The organism is Siculibacillus lacustris, assembly GCF_004328075.1.
In the GTDB taxonomy this organism is placed as follows: domain Bacteria; phylum Pseudomonadota; class Alphaproteobacteria; order Rhizobiales; family Ancalomicrobiaceae; genus Siculibacillus; species Siculibacillus lacustris.
The window spans coordinates 14,806-29,452 of sequence record NZ_SJFN01000031.1; the positions used below are offsets into that span (position 1 = coordinate 14,806).

Consider the following 14,647-nt stretch of genomic DNA (forward strand, 5'->3'; position numbering starts at 1 on the left):
ATGACCCGATCCGCCACCGCCGGCCCCGCCCTCGGCTTTCGCCACGGCCATCCCTTCGATCCGAGCTACGGCCTGACGCTGGCCGAGCTCCTGCGGATCGAGCCGCCGGCGCCGCCCGCCGGCTTCGCCGAATTCTGGCGCGCCCGCCATGCCGCCGCCCGCGCCGTCGATCCCGCCCCGCGCCTGAACGAGGTCGCCCTCGACCATCCGACGCGGCGGGTGTTCGATCTCCGCTATGCGTCCACCGGCGGCGTCGCCATCGGCGGCTGGCTGACCCTGCCGCGCCGGGCTCCGCCGATTCGCGGCCTCGTCGTCGGCCACGGCTACGGCGGCCGCGACGGTCCCGATCTCGCCTGTCCCGGCGGCGACGAGGCGGCTGTGATCTTTCCCTGCGTGCGCGGCCTGTCGCGCTCGGCCCGCCCCGATCTCTCGTCCGATCCCGGCGTCCACGTCGTCCACGGCATCGCCGACCGCGCGACCTACGTGATCGGCGGCTGCGTCGACGATCTGTGGCTCGCCGTCTCGGCGCTGCTGGTGCTCCATCCCGAGCTCGCCGGGCGGATCGGCTATTCCGGCCTCAGCCTCGGCGGCGGCCTCGGCGCCCTGGCGCTGCCCTGGGACGACCGCATCGCCCGCGCCGAACTGCTGTTGCCGACCTTCGGCCATCAGGCGCTGCGCCTGACCTTGCCTTCGACCGGCTCGGTCGCCGGCCTCCAGGCCCACGAGGCCCGGGTCGGCGGATCGATGGCGACCCTGCAATGGTACGACGCGGCGATGGCGGCGGGCTTCGTCGATCGCCCGCTGCTCATCGGCTGCGCCCTGTTCGATCCGGCGGTCGCCCCGCCGGGCCAATTCGCGGTCCACAATGCCGCGGCCGGACCGAAGGATCTCGTCATATTCGATGCGGGTCATTTCGATTATCCTGGGGCGGCCGCCCAGGAAACCGCTCGAATCGCGCGATCGACGGAGTTCTTCGCGGCCCTGTGAAGGCCGCCCGATGAAACGAGACCATCACCGCTGGTATTCCGATCGCCTCCACCGCGACATGGACCTCCTGATCTTCGGAGAGAGCGGCGCGCGCGTCCTGATCTTCCCGACCCGCGACGGCCGTTTCTGGGAATACGAAGACATGGGCGTGGTCGCTCGCCTCGCGCCGCGGGTCGCCGCCGGCCACCTGCAATTGTGGTGCGTCGACAGTCTCGACCGCGAGACCCTCTACGGCACCTGGGGCAGCCCGGCCGATCGCCTGCACCGCCATCTCGCCTTCGAATCCTACGTGCTGGAGGAGGTGCTGCCGCTGATGGAGCGGATCAATCCCCATCCGGCGACCATCGCCCACGGCTGCAGCCTCGGCGCTTTCCACGCCGCCAACATCGCCTTCCGCCATCCCTGCCGCTTCCAGAAGCTCGCCGCCTTCTCCGGTCGCTACGACCTGACCCGGGCGATGGAGGATTTCGCCGATCTGTTCGCCGGCCACTACGACGACGCGGTCTACTACAACACCCCGAATCACTTCCTGCCCGGCCTCGAGGATCCCGACGCCCTCGCTGCGCTGCGCCGCATGGACATCGTCCTGACCATCGGCGCCGAGGATCCGTTCCTCGAGGACAATCGCCATCTGTCGCGGGTCCTCGCCGCCAAGGGCATCGGCCATCGCTTCGAAGTGTGGGACGGTCGCGCCCATTCGGCCGGCGCCTGGCGCCGCATGGCCGAGCTCTACGTCTGAACGCCGGGGACGAGCGGACGTCGCCGCTGGCGGTGCGGCCCGACCTGCGCCATATGGGAGGGAGCGGCCGCCCCCGCAGACTCGGGGGCCCGCCGCCCCGGACCCGCGCAGAGCCATGACCGACGACGCCCCCGCCCCCACCGACACCGCCGACGAACCGGTCGAGACGATCGTCCGCGCGCCGCTGACCGGGGCCGACGTGATCGCCGATCAGGTCCGCCGCCTGCCCAACGCCCCCGGCGTCTACCGCATGCTCGACGACACCGGCGCGGTTCTCTACGTCGGCAAGGCGCGCAATCTCAAGAAGCGGGTCGCCAACTATGTCCGCGGTCAGGGCCTGACCAGCCGCATCCTGCGCATGGTCCGCGACACCGCGTCGATGGAATTCGTCCAGACCCGCAGCGAGACCGAAGCGCTGCTGCTCGAGGCCAACCTGATCAAGCGCCTGCGGCCGCGCTACAACGTGCTGCTGCGCGACGACAAGAGCTTCCCCTACATCCTGGTGTCCGCCGACCACGACGCCGCCGCGCTGATCAAGCATCGCGGCCCACGCAAGCGGAAGGGCTGCTACTACGGCCCCTTCGCCTCGGCCGGCGCGGTCGGGCGCACCATCAACGCCCTGCAGAAGGCCTTCCTGATCCGCACCTGCTCGGATTCGATGTACGAGAGCCGCACCCGGCCCTGCCTGCTCCACCAGATCAAGCGCTGCGCCGCGCCCTGTACCGGCGAGATCGCCCTGGCCGACTACCGCGTCCTGGTCGACGAGACCGAGCGCTTCCTCTCCGGCAAGAGCTCGGCGGTCAAGACCGAGCTCGCCGAGGCGATGCACGCGGCGGCCGAAGACCTCGACTTCGAACGCGCCGCGGTCTACCGCGACCGCCTGACCGCGCTGTCGCAGATCCAGGCCCATCAGGGCATCAATCCGCAGGGCGTCGAGGAAGCCGACGTCTTCGCCCTCCACCAGGACGGCGGCCAGACCTGCATCCAGGTGTTCTTCTTCCGCACTGGCCAGAACTGGGGCAATCACGCCTTCTATCCGCGTGCCGACCGTAGCCTCGAACCGGAGGAGGTGCTGGAGAGCTTCGTCGCCCAGTTCTACGACGACAAGCCGGTGCCGCGGCTGATCCTGCTGTCGCACGAGACGCCGGAGCGGGAACTGCTCGAACTGGCCCTGTCGGAGCGCGCCGACCATCGCATCGAGGTCTCGGTGCCGAAGCGTGGCGAGAAGAAGGACCTCGTCGACCACGCGCTCCTCAACGCCCGCGAGGCGCTCGGCCGCCGTCTCGCCGAGACCTCCAGCCAGGAGACCCTGCTCGCCGGCCTCGGCCGCGCCTTCGGGCTTCCCGAGGCGCCGCGCCGCGTCGAGGTCTACGACAACTCCCATGTCATGGGCACCCATGCGGTCGGCGGCATGATCGTCGCCGGGCCGGAAGGCTTCGTGAAGGGCCAGTACCGCAAGTTCGACATCAAGGCCGCCGAGACCGCCCCGGGCGACGACTACGCGATGATGCGCGAGGTGCTGTCGCGCCGATTCTCCCGCCTCGTCAAGGAGACCGGCGGCCGCGATGCGGCGCCGCGCGACGACCAGGGCTTCGGCCCCTGGCCCGATCTGGTGCTGGTCGACGGCGGCAAGGGCCAGTTGGAGGTCGCCCGCCAAGTGCTCGAAGAGCTGGCGATCCTCGATCAGGTGCCGATCGTCGGCATCGCCAAGGGCCCCGACCGCGACGCCGGCCGGGAAAAGTTCTTCTTCATCGATCGCCCCGACATCATGCTGCCGGAGCGCGATCCGGTGCTCTATTTCGTCCAACGCCTGCGCGACGAGGCCCACCGCTTCGCCATCGGCACCCACCGGGCCAAACGCTCCAAGGCGATCCGCCAATCGACCCTCGACGAGATCCCCGGCATCGGCCCGACCCGCAAACGCGCCCTGCTCGACCACTTCGGCACGGTCAAGGCGATCGGCCGCGCCGGTCTCGGTGACCTGATGGAGGTCGCCGGCATCTCGCAGTCGATGGCCGAGACCATCCACGGCTGGTTCCACCAGGGCGAAGGGTGACCTCGCCCGCCGCGCGAATCGTGGCGATCACGTACGGAAAAAACCATATTCGCTTCGCACTCTGCGCCGGTCCGTCCCTCCCATCGACAGGATGCGGTCCATGGCCCGAGCGACTCCCGCCGAGTATCTGCGCAATTACCACGGCATGTACTTCATGGACCTGACGTTGGAGCGCGCGATCCTGATCGACATGCGCCTCTACGTCTCCGGCAGCGACCTCCACCCCGACTTCGGCCGGGTGATGCAGGCCGTCCTGCCGTTCTGCACCGCCGGATCGTCGACCGGTTCGGCGTCGCTGCAACTCGACCCGGCCAAGGTCGGCGCCCTCCTCGCCAAGACCGGCGGCAGCCTCGGCGCCGCGCAGGTCGACACCGAGGGCACTTGGAGCGTGCCCTCGCTCAAGCGCGCCTACATGGGCCGCGGCTCGCCCCAGGAGGTGTTCGACGCCACCCGGCTGGCGATCTACGCCGGCGTGACCAACCTCACGGATGCCTCGACCTACATCACCAAGACCTTCGGCCAGGACTGCAACGCCTTCGTCGGCAACTACCTCGGCCTCTCGCCGATGATCGGCATCGGCTACTACTGCGAGAAGTGGCGCCCGCCCAACGAGGGCGGCGAGACCGGCGCCGCCGGCAAGGTCTCGGTCTGCCCGCCGATCGGCGACGTCGCCCGGATCGAGACCGGCGACATCTTCGTGGTCTACGGCGACCGCGACGCCCGCGGGCTGCCCTACCGCCACATCGGCCTGGTCGGCAGCTTCACCCCCGGCGCGCCGCGGCCGGTCGCCGCCAAGCCCGGCGCCAAGCCCGGAACCCCGGCGCCGCCGCCGGTGGTGTCGAGCGGCATGCTGTCCAAGGTCGAATGGGGCGCCGCCGGCGGCTGGGACACCCACTGCTCCGCGGAAACGCCGATCGAATTCGTCGTCGGCACCCGCGCCCCCTGGCCGCCCGGCGAGCCGGCGGTCTACAGCCCGATCACCGACGAGAAGCTCCAGGCGATCTACGGCAAGACGGCGCGCCTCTATTTCCTCTCCACCGCGGCGATTCGCGCCGCCTATCAGCCGCGCACTTCACAGATCGCCGGGCGCACGGATCTGTGACGGCAACCCTGCCGTCCGTCCGGACCCGGTTGACGTCCCCCCGCCCGGCGTGCTCACACTCCGGACGGTGAGGATCCCATGTCCGCTCTGAATCTGCCCAATATTCTGACCTACGGCCGGATCCTGGCGGTTCCGGCGGTGGTCGCCTGTTTCGCGCTGCCGGGAACGCCGACCGACACCTCGCGCTGGGTGGCGCTGGCGATCTTCGCGGCCGCCGCGATCACCGACTTCTTCGACGGGTATCTCGCCCGCGCCTGGAAACAGCAGTCGTCGCTCGGCCGCATGCTCGATCCGATCGCCGACAAGCTGCTGGTCTCCGCCAGTCTGATGGTCCTGGTCGACGCCCAGACCATCCACGGCCTGTCGCTGATCGCCGCGGTGATCATCCTGTGCCGCGAGATCCTGGTCTCGGGTCTGCGCGAATTCCTCGCCGAACTGCGTGTCTCGGTCCCGGTCACCCGGCTCGCCAAGTGGAAGACCACCGCCCAGCTGGTCGCCCTCGGCTTCCTGATCGTCGGCGACGCCGGCAACGTGGTCTATCCCTGGACCACCCTCACCGGCATCCTGCTGCTGTGGGTCTCGGCCCTGCTCACCCTCTACACCGGCTGGGATTATTTCCGGTCCGGCGTGGTCCATCTGATGGCGGACGAACCGAAATGAAGATCCGATACTTCGCCTGGGTGCGCGAGCGCATCGGCCGCGACGGCGAAGAGCTCGAGCCGCCCGCCGAGGTGGTCACCGTCGCCGACCTGCTGACTTGGCTGCGCGGACGGGGCGAAGAATACGAATACGCCCTGGAGCGCCCCGAGGTGATCCGCGTCGCCCTCGACCAGCGCCATGCCGCCGCCGGCACGGCGCTCGGCGCGGCGCGCGAAGTCGCCCTGTTCCCGCCGATGACCGGCGGTTGAGCGGCCGATCGAACGGCCCCGGCGTCACGACCCGCAGCGCCGCTCCGGCCGACCGCGCCGCCGCTCCGGCTGGAATTTCACGATTTCCGTCAAACCCTTAAGCCTTTCTTGACCATGAACGAGCATGGTCGGTGGACCCTGTCCGAGGTTCGCCGACGATGCTCGCCTTACTCCGTTCCTGTCTGGTCGTCGTCGCCTTCGCCCTGCCCCCGGTAGCCATGGCGCTGTGGCCGCACGCCGATTCGGCCGTGGTGGTGATCGGCACCGCCCCCGCCGGCGAGGTCGTCGCGACCGCGGCGGGAACCCTCCTCGGCCTCTCCGATTCCGGCCGGACCGCGGTGACGCGGGCCGCACGGCCGGACGACACCGGGTTTCTCGCGCGCCTCAGGGCCGCCGGCGCCCGCCTCGTCCTCGCCGCCCCCGACGACCTCGCCTGCCTGACGACCAAACCACGCCATGCCGCTCTCTCCATGAGGAACTGAACGATGTCCGACACGCGGCTCTCCGAGCTCCACCGCCTGTTCTCGCGCGCCTTCCTGGCGATCCTGCCGATCGTTGCGGCGATCGCCGTGGTGACGGCGATGCTCTCCGGCCGCAACCTCGGCGCCACCGCCGGTCTCGGTGTGATCTTCGTGATCGCCGGCCTGCTGCCGCTGGTCACCGCCGGTCCGACCGCGCTCGCCCGCCAGATCGCCTCCGGCGCCCTGATCGGCTGCATCGCGCTGATGGTTCTGGCGACCGCCGGTACGCCGTGGCAGATCGACATGCACATGGCCTTCTTCGCCGCCCTGTCGGTGGTCGCCGGCTGGTGCTGCTGGCGCTCGATCGTCGTCGCCGCGGCGATCGTCGCGGTCCACCATCTGGTCCTCAACGTCGTCTATCCCGCGGCGGTGTTCCCCGACGGCGCCGACTTCGGCCGCGTCGTGCTCCACGCGGTGATCCTGATCGTCCAGGCCGCCACCCTGGTGTGGACCACCAGCCAACTCGCCCACGCCCTGGAGAGCTCGGCCGAGGCCGCCGATGCCGCACTCGCCGCCCAGGAGGCCGCCGCCGCGACCGCCGGCCGCGAACGCGACGCGGGCCTCGCCCTCGACCGCCGCCGCGAGTCCGTCGACCGCTCGATCGCCGCCTTCGAGACCCGCATCGGCTCCGTGATCGCCGATCTCGAGCACCGGTTCGCCGAGATGGGCACCACCGCCCAGACCCTGTCGACCTCCTCGGGCGCCACGGAAGCCCAGGCCCGCGACGCCGGCGACATGTCGCAGCAGGCGTCCCACAGCGTCGGCTCGGTCGCCGTCGCCGCCGAACAGCTGAGCGGCTCGATCGACGAGATCGCCCGCCAGATCGACCAGACCGGCGAGGTCGTGGCCGCCGCCAATCGCGAGGCCGAGGCCGCCAACCACGAGATCGGCGGGCTCGCCGCCGCCGCCGAGAAGATCGGCAACGTTGTCGCGCTGATCCGCGACATCGCCGCCCAGACCAACCTCCTGGCGCTCAACGCCACCATCGAGGCGGCGCGGGCCGGCGAGCTCGGCCGCGGCTTCGCCATCGTCGCCGCCGAGGTCAAGGGGCTGGCGACCCAGACCGGTAGCGCCACCGAGGAGATCGCCGGCCAGATCGCCGCGGTCCAGTCCTCGACCAGCACCGCCGTCGAGGCGATCTCCAAGATCGTCGGGCGGATGCGCGAGATCGATGCCTTCACCGGCGCCGTCGGCCAGTCGATCGACCAGCAGAAGGACGCCACCCGCGAGATCGCCACCAGCGTCGAACGCACCGCCGACGGGGTCCGTCGGGTCGTCGACAGTCTCGGCTCGGTCTCCGCGGCGTCCGGCCGCACCGTCGCCGCCTCCGCCACCGTGTCGCAGACCGCCGCCGCCGTGGCCGGCGCCGCCGGCCGCATCCGCGGCGAGATCGACGCCTTCCTGCGCGAGGTCCGCGCCGCCTGATCGCCGGATGCCGTCGAGGGTGCGCCCTGAACGCGCCCGCGACCGAGCCTCCCGCGACGGGCGGGGATTGGAAGCCGCCGCCGCTCGGACTATCGTCACGCGCCGCCCGCCCCGCACGGGGTCGGCGGCGCGATCGTCCCGGGTCCGCCGTCGGACGACCCCTCCCACCGGAACCCGCGTGCCATGACCACGACCGCCCCGCTCCTCGTCCGCGTCCAGGCCGAGCCCTTCGACGTCGAAGCCGAGACGCGCCGCCTCACCGCCGGCCGCACCGACGTCGGCGCGGTGGTGACCTTCACCGGTCTGTGCCGCTCCGAGGACGGCCGCCTCGCGGCGCTGGAACTGGAACATTATCCGGGCATGGCCGAAGCCGAGATCGAGGCGACCGCCCAGGCGGCGCTCACCCGCTGGCCGCTCCTCGGCGTCACCGCGATCCACCGCCACGGCCGCATCGCCCCGGGCGAACCGATCGTGCTGGTGATCGTCACCTCGTCGCATCGCACCGCCGCCTTCGCGGCCGCCGAATTCCTGATGGATTTTCTGAAGACCCGCGCCCCCTTCTGGAAGAAGGAGGTGGCGCGCGACGGCACCGACATGGGCTGGGTCGACGCCCGCGAAGCCGACGACGCGGCCGCCGCGAAATGGGGGGCGTGACGCCGGACGCCGGCGCGGCGTCGCCGCCGCGCCCTTCGGCTCACCGGAGAACCGACCTCACTTCGGCTGGACCGCCGCCATATAGTCTTCGAGCAGGCCGAGCGAGATCGCGCCGGGTTTGAAGCGCCAGTCGGCGATCTCCGACACCGGGGTCACTTCCGCCGCCGTGCCGGTCAGGAAACACTCCTCGAACCCGTCGAGCTCCTCGGGGCGGATCCGCCGCTCGATCACTTCGAGGCCCTTGGCACGGGCCAGCGCGATCACCGTCTGGCGGGTGATGCCGTCGAGGAAGCGGTCGGCGAGCGGCGTGTGGATCCGACCGCCCTCGACGAAGAACACGTTGGCGCCGGTCGCTTCCGCCACGTAGCCCTCGAAGTCGAGCATCAGCGCGTCGGCATAGCCCTTCTTCTCGGCGGCGTGTTTGGAGATGGTGCAGATCATGTAGAGCCCGGCCGCCTTCGAGCGCGACGGCGCGGTGCGCGGATCGGGCCGGCGGTATTCGGCGAGATCGAGGCGGATGCCCTTCATGCGCTCTTCCGGCGCGAAGTAGCTCGGCCACTGCCAGGCGGCGATCGCCACGTGGATGGTGTTGTCCTGGGCCGACACGCCCATCATCTCCGACCCGCGCCAGGCGACCGGCCGCAGATAGGCGTCGCGGAAGGCCATCCGCCGCAACAGCTCCTCGCAGGCCGCATCGAGCGTCGCGACCGAATAGGGCACGGAAAAGCCGAGCATCTCGGCCGAGGCGTGCAGCCGCTCGTGGTGGCGGCGCTGCTCGAACACCACGCCGCCATAGGCACGCTGACCCTCGAACACGCAGGACCCGTAGTGCAGACCATGGGTCAGAACGTGGATCTTGGCATCGCGCCAGTCGACGAATTCACCGTCGAACCAGATGACACCGTCGCGATCGTCGAAGGGCAGGGCCATGTCGTCGTCCTCGAAGTCCGTTGCTCAGGCCGGCACCCACCTCGGGTCCGCCCGTATCGCCCCCGTCTTGATGGAAAGCGCGTTCGGGTGCAAGCCTCGGCCCGGCGACGGCGCGGCGTTTTGCTTTGCGGCGCCACAGCCGATAGTCTGATGCGATCTCGCGCCCGCCCTCGGGTGCGCCGAGCCCCAACCGAAACGAAACGCGCTCCATGGCCGACACCACCCCGCGCGAGACGCCCGCTCCGATCGCCGCTCCGGCCGATCGCCGGCCGGCCGCGCCGCCCCGCGGGTCCGCCCGCCCCGACATCCCCTCCGCCGCCTTCCTCGAGATGCTCGAGCTGTTCTATTTCGCCTATCGCGACTTCGTCGCCGATCCCGACGCGATCCTCGGCCGCCTCGGCTTCGGCCGCGCCCACCACCGCGTCCTGCACTTCGTCGATCGCAATCCCGGGCTCGCCGTCGCCGAGTTGCTCGACATCCTCAAGATCACCAAGCAGAGCCTCGCCCGCGTCCTCAAGGACCTGATCGAGAGCGGCCACGTCGAACAGCGGCCCGGCGCCACCGATCGCCGCCAACGCCTGCTCACCACCACGCCGAAGGGCCACGCGCTGGCGCGCAGCCTGTCGCTGCCGCAGATCGGCCGGATCGCCGCCGCCTTCCAGGCGATGGGCCCGGACGGCGCGGCGCGGGCCCGCGACTTCCTCCGCCTGATGATCAATGCCGACGAGCGCCCCCGGGTCAGCCGCTACACCAACCGCCCCGACGTCTGACGCCCCCGTGCGCGCCGCCGCGCCCCGAGATCCCCGCCCCGAGGACCCCATGACCGAAGCCCTCGCCTCGCCGCCCTCCGACGCCGCCCCCCACCTGCTGGTGGTCGACGACGACAGCCGTATCCGGACGCTGATCTCGCGCTTCCTCGGCGAGAACGGCTTCCGCGTGACCAGCGCCGAGTCGGCCGCCGACGCCCGCAAGAAGATGGCGGCGATCGATTTCGACCTCCTGGTGCTCGATCTGATGATGCCCGGCGAGAGCGGCATGGACTTCACCGCGTCGCTGCGTCGCACCTCGACCGTGCCGATTCTGATGCTGACCGCCCGCGCCGAGACCGAGAACCGCATCCGCGGCCTGGAGATCGGCGCCGACGACTATCTCGCCAAGCCCTTCGACCCGCGTGAGCTGCTGTTGCGGATCAACAACGTCCTGAAACGCGGCATCGCCCCGCCGGTGCGGGTGCGCGCCGCCGAGATGCGCTTCGGCCCGTTCCTGTGGGACGGCGACCGCGACGAGTTGCGCCGCGACGACGAGGTCGTCCGCCTGACCGACAGCGAGCGCCGCCTCCTGCGCATGTTCGCCGAGCGGCCCGACGAGACCGTCGCTCGCCACGAGATCGTCCAGGGCGAGAGCGCGCTCGGCGACCGCACCGCCGACGTCCAGATCAACCGCCTGCGCCGCAAGATCGAGACCGATCCGGCCAATCCGATCCATCTGGTCACCGTCCGTGGCCAGGGCTATCGCCTCAAGACGGATCCCCCGCCCGGATGACCCAGCCCCGCACGCCCGCCCCACCGCCGGGACCGCCGTCGCTCTGGAGCCTGCGCAACGAGCCGCTGGTGCGCGCCCGGCTGGGCTGGCGCCGCTTCACCCGGGCGCTGGCCGACCGCATGCCCAAGGGGCTCTACGCCCGCTCGCTGCTGATCGTCCTGCTGCCGATGCTGATCCTCCAGTCGGTGGTCGCCTATGTCTTCATGGAGCGCCACTGGCAGCTGGTCACCCGCCGTCTGTCGGAAGCGCTGACCCGCGACATCGCCGCGGTGATCTCGGTGGTCGAGACCGCCCCGAAAGATTCCGACTTCGCCCGCATCACCGAGATCGCCCGGCGCGACCTCGGCATATCCGTGGCGATCCTGCCGGGCGGCGAACTGCCGCCGTCGATGCCCAAGCCGTTCTTCTCGCTGCTCGACAGCGCGCTCTCCGACGAGATCGTGACCCGCATCGACCGCCCCTTCTGGATCGACACGGTCGGCAAGTCGGACTGGATCGAGATCCGCATTCCGACTTCCGCCGGCATCCTCAAGGTGATCGCCCGCCGCTCCCAGGCCTATGCCTCCAATTCCCACATCTTCCTGGTGTGGATGTTCGGCACCTCGATCGTCCTATTGGCCATCGCCATCCTGTTCCTGCGCAACCAGATCCGGCCGATCCAACAGCTCGCCGACGCGGCCGAGGGCTTCGGCAAGGGCCGGCCGATCGGCGACTTCACGCCGCGCGGGGCGCGCGAGGTGCGCCGCGCCGGCGAGGCCTTCGCCGAGATGCGGCGGCGCATCGAGCGCCAGATCGAACAGCGCACCGCCATGCTCGCCGGCGTCAGCCACGACCTGCGCACCGTGCTCACCCGCTTCCGCCTGCAACTGGCGCTGTTGCCGCCCGGCACCGAGATCGAGGCCTTCGAGGCCGACGTCGGCGAGATGCAGGCGATGCTCGAGGCCTATCTCGCCTTCGCCCGCGGCGACGGCGGCGAGGCGGCGCAACCCACCGACATCGCCGAGATGTTGCGCTCGATCGCCGCCGAAGCCGATCGCGCCGGCTTCGAAGTGGTCCAGACCTTCGACGGCGAGCCCTTCGTCACCGTCCGTCCCAACGCCTTCAAACGCCTGGTCGGCAATCTCGTCGGCAACGCCTGCCGCCACGGCGAGCAGGTCACCGTCGCCGCCCGCCACACCCACGGCTGGCTGACCATCGTCGTCGACGACGACGGCCCCGGCATCCCCGAGGCCGAGCGCGACAACGTCTTCCGCCCGTTCTACCGGCTCGACGAGGCGCGCAACCAGGACGAGGGCGGCTCGGGCCTCGGGTTGGCGATCGCCCGCGACATCGCCCGCGGCCACGGCGGCGACATCACCCTCGACGACGGCCCGCTCGGGGGCCTGCGCGCGGTGATCCGCATCCCCGGCTGACCGGCCCGAGGAAGCCCGAGATTACCCGGCGTCATTCCGCCGACTACACGACCTCGCGACAGGTTCGTCGATTACAATTTTCACGAGATGTCGTTGCAGTTTACAGGGTTTCAAATCGAAATCCGAAGATCCGATTGATTTCCACTCTCCCGATGCCGCCTATCTTCCCTTTGCGCGAAAGAAGCCGGCTCTTCTTCACGGTTCGTTACACAAGTTCGAGGATCTTGGGGATACCCCTTATTCACAACGGAAGTTTCCCCGCATGAACACGGTGTCGGCAAATTCGATCCTGAGGCTCGTCATCGGCGCGCTCGCGGCCGTCGCGCTCGTCATGCTGGCGTCCGGCGCGATGTCGTCCTGGTCGCGACTCCAGTCCCAGAACCGGATTTCCGCCGTCGCGGAAACCTCGACCCACATTTTCACCGCGCTGCAGAACCTGCGGCTCGACCGCTCGACGTCCAATCGCGAACTGCTCGCCGACAAGACCGGGGGTCATACGCAGGCGGTCAAGGACATGCGCGAGAAGGAAGTTTCGGCGCTGACGCGCACGCTCGCCGGCATGAAGACCTTCGACTTTCCGCAGAAGGACGCGACCATCGCCGCGCTCGACGGCGCGCTGCGCAAGCTGACGGCGCTGCACGAGGAATCGACCGCCGCGATGCAGCGGCCCAAGGCCGAGCGTCGCGCCGGCCTCGCCACCGATCTCTCCGGCCACATCACCGCCCTGCTCGACCAGCTCGACGAGATCGGCGCGCGCTTCAATCAGTTGGTCGAGTTCGAAGATCCGCTGATCGACAAACTCTTCGACATCAAGCAGGAGGCCTGGGCCGGCCGTTCCGCCGCCGGCGACGCCTCGGTGGTCGTCTCCAACGCCACCGCCGGTCTCGCCCTGCCGCCTGACGTCGTGCTCAAGCAGGCGGTGGCCCGCGCCGCGGCGGTCGCCCATTTCGAGGCCCTGTCGGACCTCGCCAAGGGCCTGCCGCAGACGCCCGCCCTGACCGCGGCGATCCGCAAGGTCGCCGACGACTTCGTCGCGCCGACCTTCGCCGACACCCTGAACCGTCAGCTGTCGGCGGTCCTGGCCGGCGCCAAGCCGCCGCTCGACACCGACGGCTGGACCGGCTGGGTGGTGCCGCGCATCTCGACCTTCACCGCCGTCGCCGAAGCGGCGCTGAAGATGGCGATCGACCACGCCGCCGAGTCGAAGTCCGCCGCGACCACCTCGCTGGTGACCCAGATCGCCCTGCTGCTGACCGGCCTCGCGGTCGCCGCCGGCGCCATGCTCCTGGTGTCGCACCGCGTCACCCGCCCGCTGCTGATCATCGAGGGGCGCATGCTCCAGCTCGCCCGCGGCGACCTCGCAGTCGACGTGCCCTACACCACCCGCGGTGACGAGATCGGCGGCCTCGGCCGGGCGATGCAGACCTTCAAGACCAACATGCAGGAGACCGAGCGCCTGCGTGCCCTCCAGGTCGAGCAGGAGCAAACCGCCGGAGCGACCCGCCGGCGCGAGATGAACGACCTCGCCGATCGCTTCGATCGCGCCATCGGCACGGTGGTCGACACCGTCGCCACTGCCGCCACCGAGCTGCAGTCCGCCGCCCGGACCCTGACCGCCACCGCCGACGAGACCCAGGAACGCTCGGTCGCGGTCGCCGCCGCCTCCGAACAGGCCTCCGCCAACGTCGGCACCGTCGCCACCGCCGCCGATCGTCTGGCCGGTTCGGTCGGCGAGATCTCGCGTCAGGTCGCCCGCTCGGCCGAGATCGCCGCGGAAGCGGTGGTCGAAGCCGAGGACACCAATCGTCGGGTCGAGGGCCTCGCCGTCGCCGCCGACCGGATCGGCTCGATCGTCGGCCTGATCGCCGAGATCGCCGGCAAGACCAACCTCCTCGCCCTCAACGCCACCATCGAGGCGGCGCGCGCCGGCGAGGCGGGACGCGGCTTCGCGGTGGTCGCGGCGGAAGTCAAACAGCTCGCCGACCAGACCGCCAAGGCGACCGCCGACATCGGCACCCAGGTCGGGGCGATCCAGACCGCCACCGCCGAGGCCGCCCAGGCGATCGCCGGCATCGGCCGCACCATCGAGACGATGAACACCATCGCCTCGACCATCTCCCTCGCCGTCGACGCCCAGGGCACCGCCACCGGCGAGATCTCCGCCAACGTCCGCGAGGCCTCTCAGGGCACCACCGACGTCTCGTCGAACATCTCCGGGGTCACCGCCGCGGCCTCGCAGTCGAGCGCCGCTTCGTCCCAGGTGCTGGCTTCGGCGACCGCCCTCAGCCGTCAGGCCGAAGTCCTGCGCGGCGAGGTCGGCACCTTCCTGAAGACCGTCCGCTCCGCCTGATCTCCGCGCGCGGCGATGTCC

The 14,647-nt window shown here is 70.5% G+C and carries 14 protein-coding genes; 13 read left to right on the plus strand and 1 reads right to left on the minus strand.

Annotated elements, in window-relative coordinates:
• From EYW49_RS17535 to EYW49_RS17575, 9 genes are all read left to right on the plus strand, one after another.
• Positions 1–987, plus strand: coding sequence for an acetylxylan esterase (locus tag EYW49_RS17535; protein WP_131310927.1), 987 nt, complete (start codon positions 1–3; stop codon positions 985–987).
• 10 nt (positions 988–997) lie between these two features.
• Positions 998–1,726, plus strand: a complete 729-nt coding sequence (locus EYW49_RS17540) for an esterase family protein (protein ID WP_131310928.1) — start codon at positions 998–1,000, stop codon at positions 1,724–1,726.
• 115 nt (positions 1,727–1,841) lie between these two features.
• Complete coding sequence (gene uvrC / locus EYW49_RS17545; protein ID WP_131310929.1) at positions 1,842–3,782, plus strand: excinuclease ABC subunit UvrC; 1,941 nt, start codon at positions 1,842–1,844, stop codon at positions 3,780–3,782.
• A gap of 100 nt (positions 3,783–3,882) precedes the next feature.
• Positions 3,883–4,884 (plus strand): hypothetical protein, encoded by a 1,002-nt coding sequence (locus EYW49_RS17550; protein ID WP_131310930.1) that lies wholly within the window; start codon positions 3,883–3,885, stop codon positions 4,882–4,884.
• 78 nt (positions 4,885–4,962) lie between these two features.
• Positions 4,963–5,544 carry a CDP-diacylglycerol--glycerol-3-phosphate 3-phosphatidyltransferase gene (pgsA, locus tag EYW49_RS17555; protein ID WP_131310931.1) on the plus strand — a complete coding sequence of 194 codons (582 nt, stop codon included), beginning with the start codon at positions 4,963–4,965 and terminating at the stop codon, positions 5,542–5,544.
• Positions 5,541–5,792 carry a molybdopterin converting factor subunit 1 gene (moaD, locus tag EYW49_RS17560; RefSeq protein WP_131310932.1) on the plus strand — a complete coding sequence of 84 codons (252 nt, stop codon included), beginning with the start codon at positions 5,541–5,543 and terminating at the stop codon, positions 5,790–5,792. Before pgsA ends, moaD begins: the two co-directional genes overlap by 4 nt.
• Before the next feature lie 158 nt (positions 5,793–5,950).
• Positions 5,951–6,274 (plus strand): hypothetical protein, encoded by a 324-nt coding sequence (locus EYW49_RS17565; RefSeq protein WP_131310933.1) that lies wholly within the window; start codon positions 5,951–5,953, stop codon positions 6,272–6,274.
• A gap of 3 nt (positions 6,275–6,277) precedes the next feature.
• Positions 6,278–7,738: a methyl-accepting chemotaxis protein gene (locus EYW49_RS23290; RefSeq protein WP_131310934.1), complete on the plus strand. Its 1,461-nt coding sequence runs from the start codon at positions 6,278–6,280 to the stop codon at positions 7,736–7,738.
• A gap of 183 nt (positions 7,739–7,921) precedes the next feature.
• Positions 7,922–8,392 (plus strand): molybdenum cofactor biosynthesis protein MoaE, encoded by a 471-nt coding sequence (locus tag EYW49_RS17575; RefSeq protein ID WP_131310935.1) that lies wholly within the window; start codon positions 7,922–7,924, stop codon positions 8,390–8,392.
• Between the two features lie 57 nt (positions 8,393–8,449).
• Here the strand turns inward: EYW49_RS17575 and EYW49_RS17580 are convergent, their stop codons facing one another.
• The gene (locus tag EYW49_RS17580) at positions 8,450–9,322 is read right to left on the minus strand and encodes a branched-chain amino acid aminotransferase (RefSeq protein ID WP_131310936.1); all 873 of its coding nucleotides are present in this window, start codon (positions 9,320–9,322) and stop codon (positions 8,450–8,452) included.
• 209 nt (positions 9,323–9,531) lie between these two features.
• On the opposite strand from EYW49_RS17580, the gene EYW49_RS17585 reads away from it, so the two are divergent.
• From EYW49_RS17585 to EYW49_RS17600, 4 genes are all read left to right on the plus strand, one after another.
• Positions 9,532–10,092 (plus strand): MarR family winged helix-turn-helix transcriptional regulator, encoded by a 561-nt coding sequence (locus EYW49_RS17585; RefSeq protein ID WP_131310937.1) that lies wholly within the window; start codon positions 9,532–9,534, stop codon positions 10,090–10,092.
• A 49-nt stretch (positions 10,093–10,141) separates the two neighbouring features.
• Positions 10,142–10,864, plus strand: coding sequence for a response regulator transcription factor (locus tag EYW49_RS17590; RefSeq protein ID WP_131310938.1), 723 nt, complete (start codon positions 10,142–10,144; stop codon positions 10,862–10,864).
• Positions 10,861–12,276 carry an ATP-binding protein gene (locus tag EYW49_RS17595; RefSeq protein ID WP_131310939.1) on the plus strand — a complete coding sequence of 472 codons (1,416 nt, stop codon included), beginning with the start codon at positions 10,861–10,863 and terminating at the stop codon, positions 12,274–12,276. The genes EYW49_RS17590 and EYW49_RS17595 overlap by 4 nt, the downstream gene beginning before the upstream one ends.
• A 262-nt stretch (positions 12,277–12,538) precedes the next feature.
• Positions 12,539–14,626, plus strand: a complete 2,088-nt coding sequence (locus tag EYW49_RS17600; protein ID WP_131310940.1) for a methyl-accepting chemotaxis protein — start codon at positions 12,539–12,541, stop codon at positions 14,624–14,626.
• Positions 14,627–14,647 lie beyond the last annotated feature (21 nt).

Excerpts from the sequence above, each read along its gene's own strand:
- EYW49_RS17540 (WP_131310928.1), top strand. The coding sequence starts at position 998 with ATGAAACGAGACCATCACCGCTGGTATTCCGATCGCCTCCACCGCGAC.
- EYW49_RS17550 (WP_131310930.1), top strand. The coding sequence starts at position 3,883 with ATGGCCCGAGCGACTCCCGCCGAGTATCTGCGCAATTACCACGGCATG.
- EYW49_RS17590 (WP_131310938.1), top strand. The coding sequence starts at position 10,142 with ATGACCGAAGCCCTCGCCTCGCCGCCCTCCGACGCCGCCCCCCACCTG.
- EYW49_RS17565 (WP_131310933.1), top strand. The coding sequence starts at position 5,951 with ATGCTCGCCTTACTCCGTTCCTGTCTGGTCGTCGTCGCCTTCGCCCTG.
- EYW49_RS17535 (WP_131310927.1), top strand. The coding sequence starts at position 1 with ATGACCCGATCCGCCACCGCCGGCCCCGCCCTCGGCTTTCGCCACGGC.
- EYW49_RS17600 (WP_131310940.1), top strand. The coding sequence starts at position 12,539 with ATGAACACGGTGTCGGCAAATTCGATCCTGAGGCTCGTCATCGGCGCG.
- uvrC (WP_131310929.1), top strand. The coding sequence starts at position 1,842 with ATGACCGACGACGCCCCCGCCCCCACCGACACCGCCGACGAACCGGTC.
- EYW49_RS17595 (WP_131310939.1), top strand. The coding sequence starts at position 10,861 with ATGACCCAGCCCCGCACGCCCGCCCCACCGCCGGGACCGCCGTCGCTC.
- EYW49_RS17585 (WP_131310937.1), top strand. The coding sequence starts at position 9,532 with ATGGCCGACACCACCCCGCGCGAGACGCCCGCTCCGATCGCCGCTCCG.
- EYW49_RS17575 (WP_131310935.1), top strand. The coding sequence starts at position 7,922 with ATGACCACGACCGCCCCGCTCCTCGTCCGCGTCCAGGCCGAGCCCTTC.
- EYW49_RS23290 (WP_131310934.1), top strand. The coding sequence starts at position 6,278 with ATGTCCGACACGCGGCTCTCCGAGCTCCACCGCCTGTTCTCGCGCGCC.
- EYW49_RS17580 (WP_131310936.1), bottom strand. The coding sequence starts at position 9,322 with ATGGCCCTGCCCTTCGACGATCGCGACGGTGTCATCTGGTTCGACGGT.
- pgsA (WP_131310931.1), top strand. The coding sequence starts at position 4,963 with ATGTCCGCTCTGAATCTGCCCAATATTCTGACCTACGGCCGGATCCTG.
- moaD (WP_131310932.1), top strand. The coding sequence starts at position 5,541 with ATGAAGATCCGATACTTCGCCTGGGTGCGCGAGCGCATCGGCCGCGAC.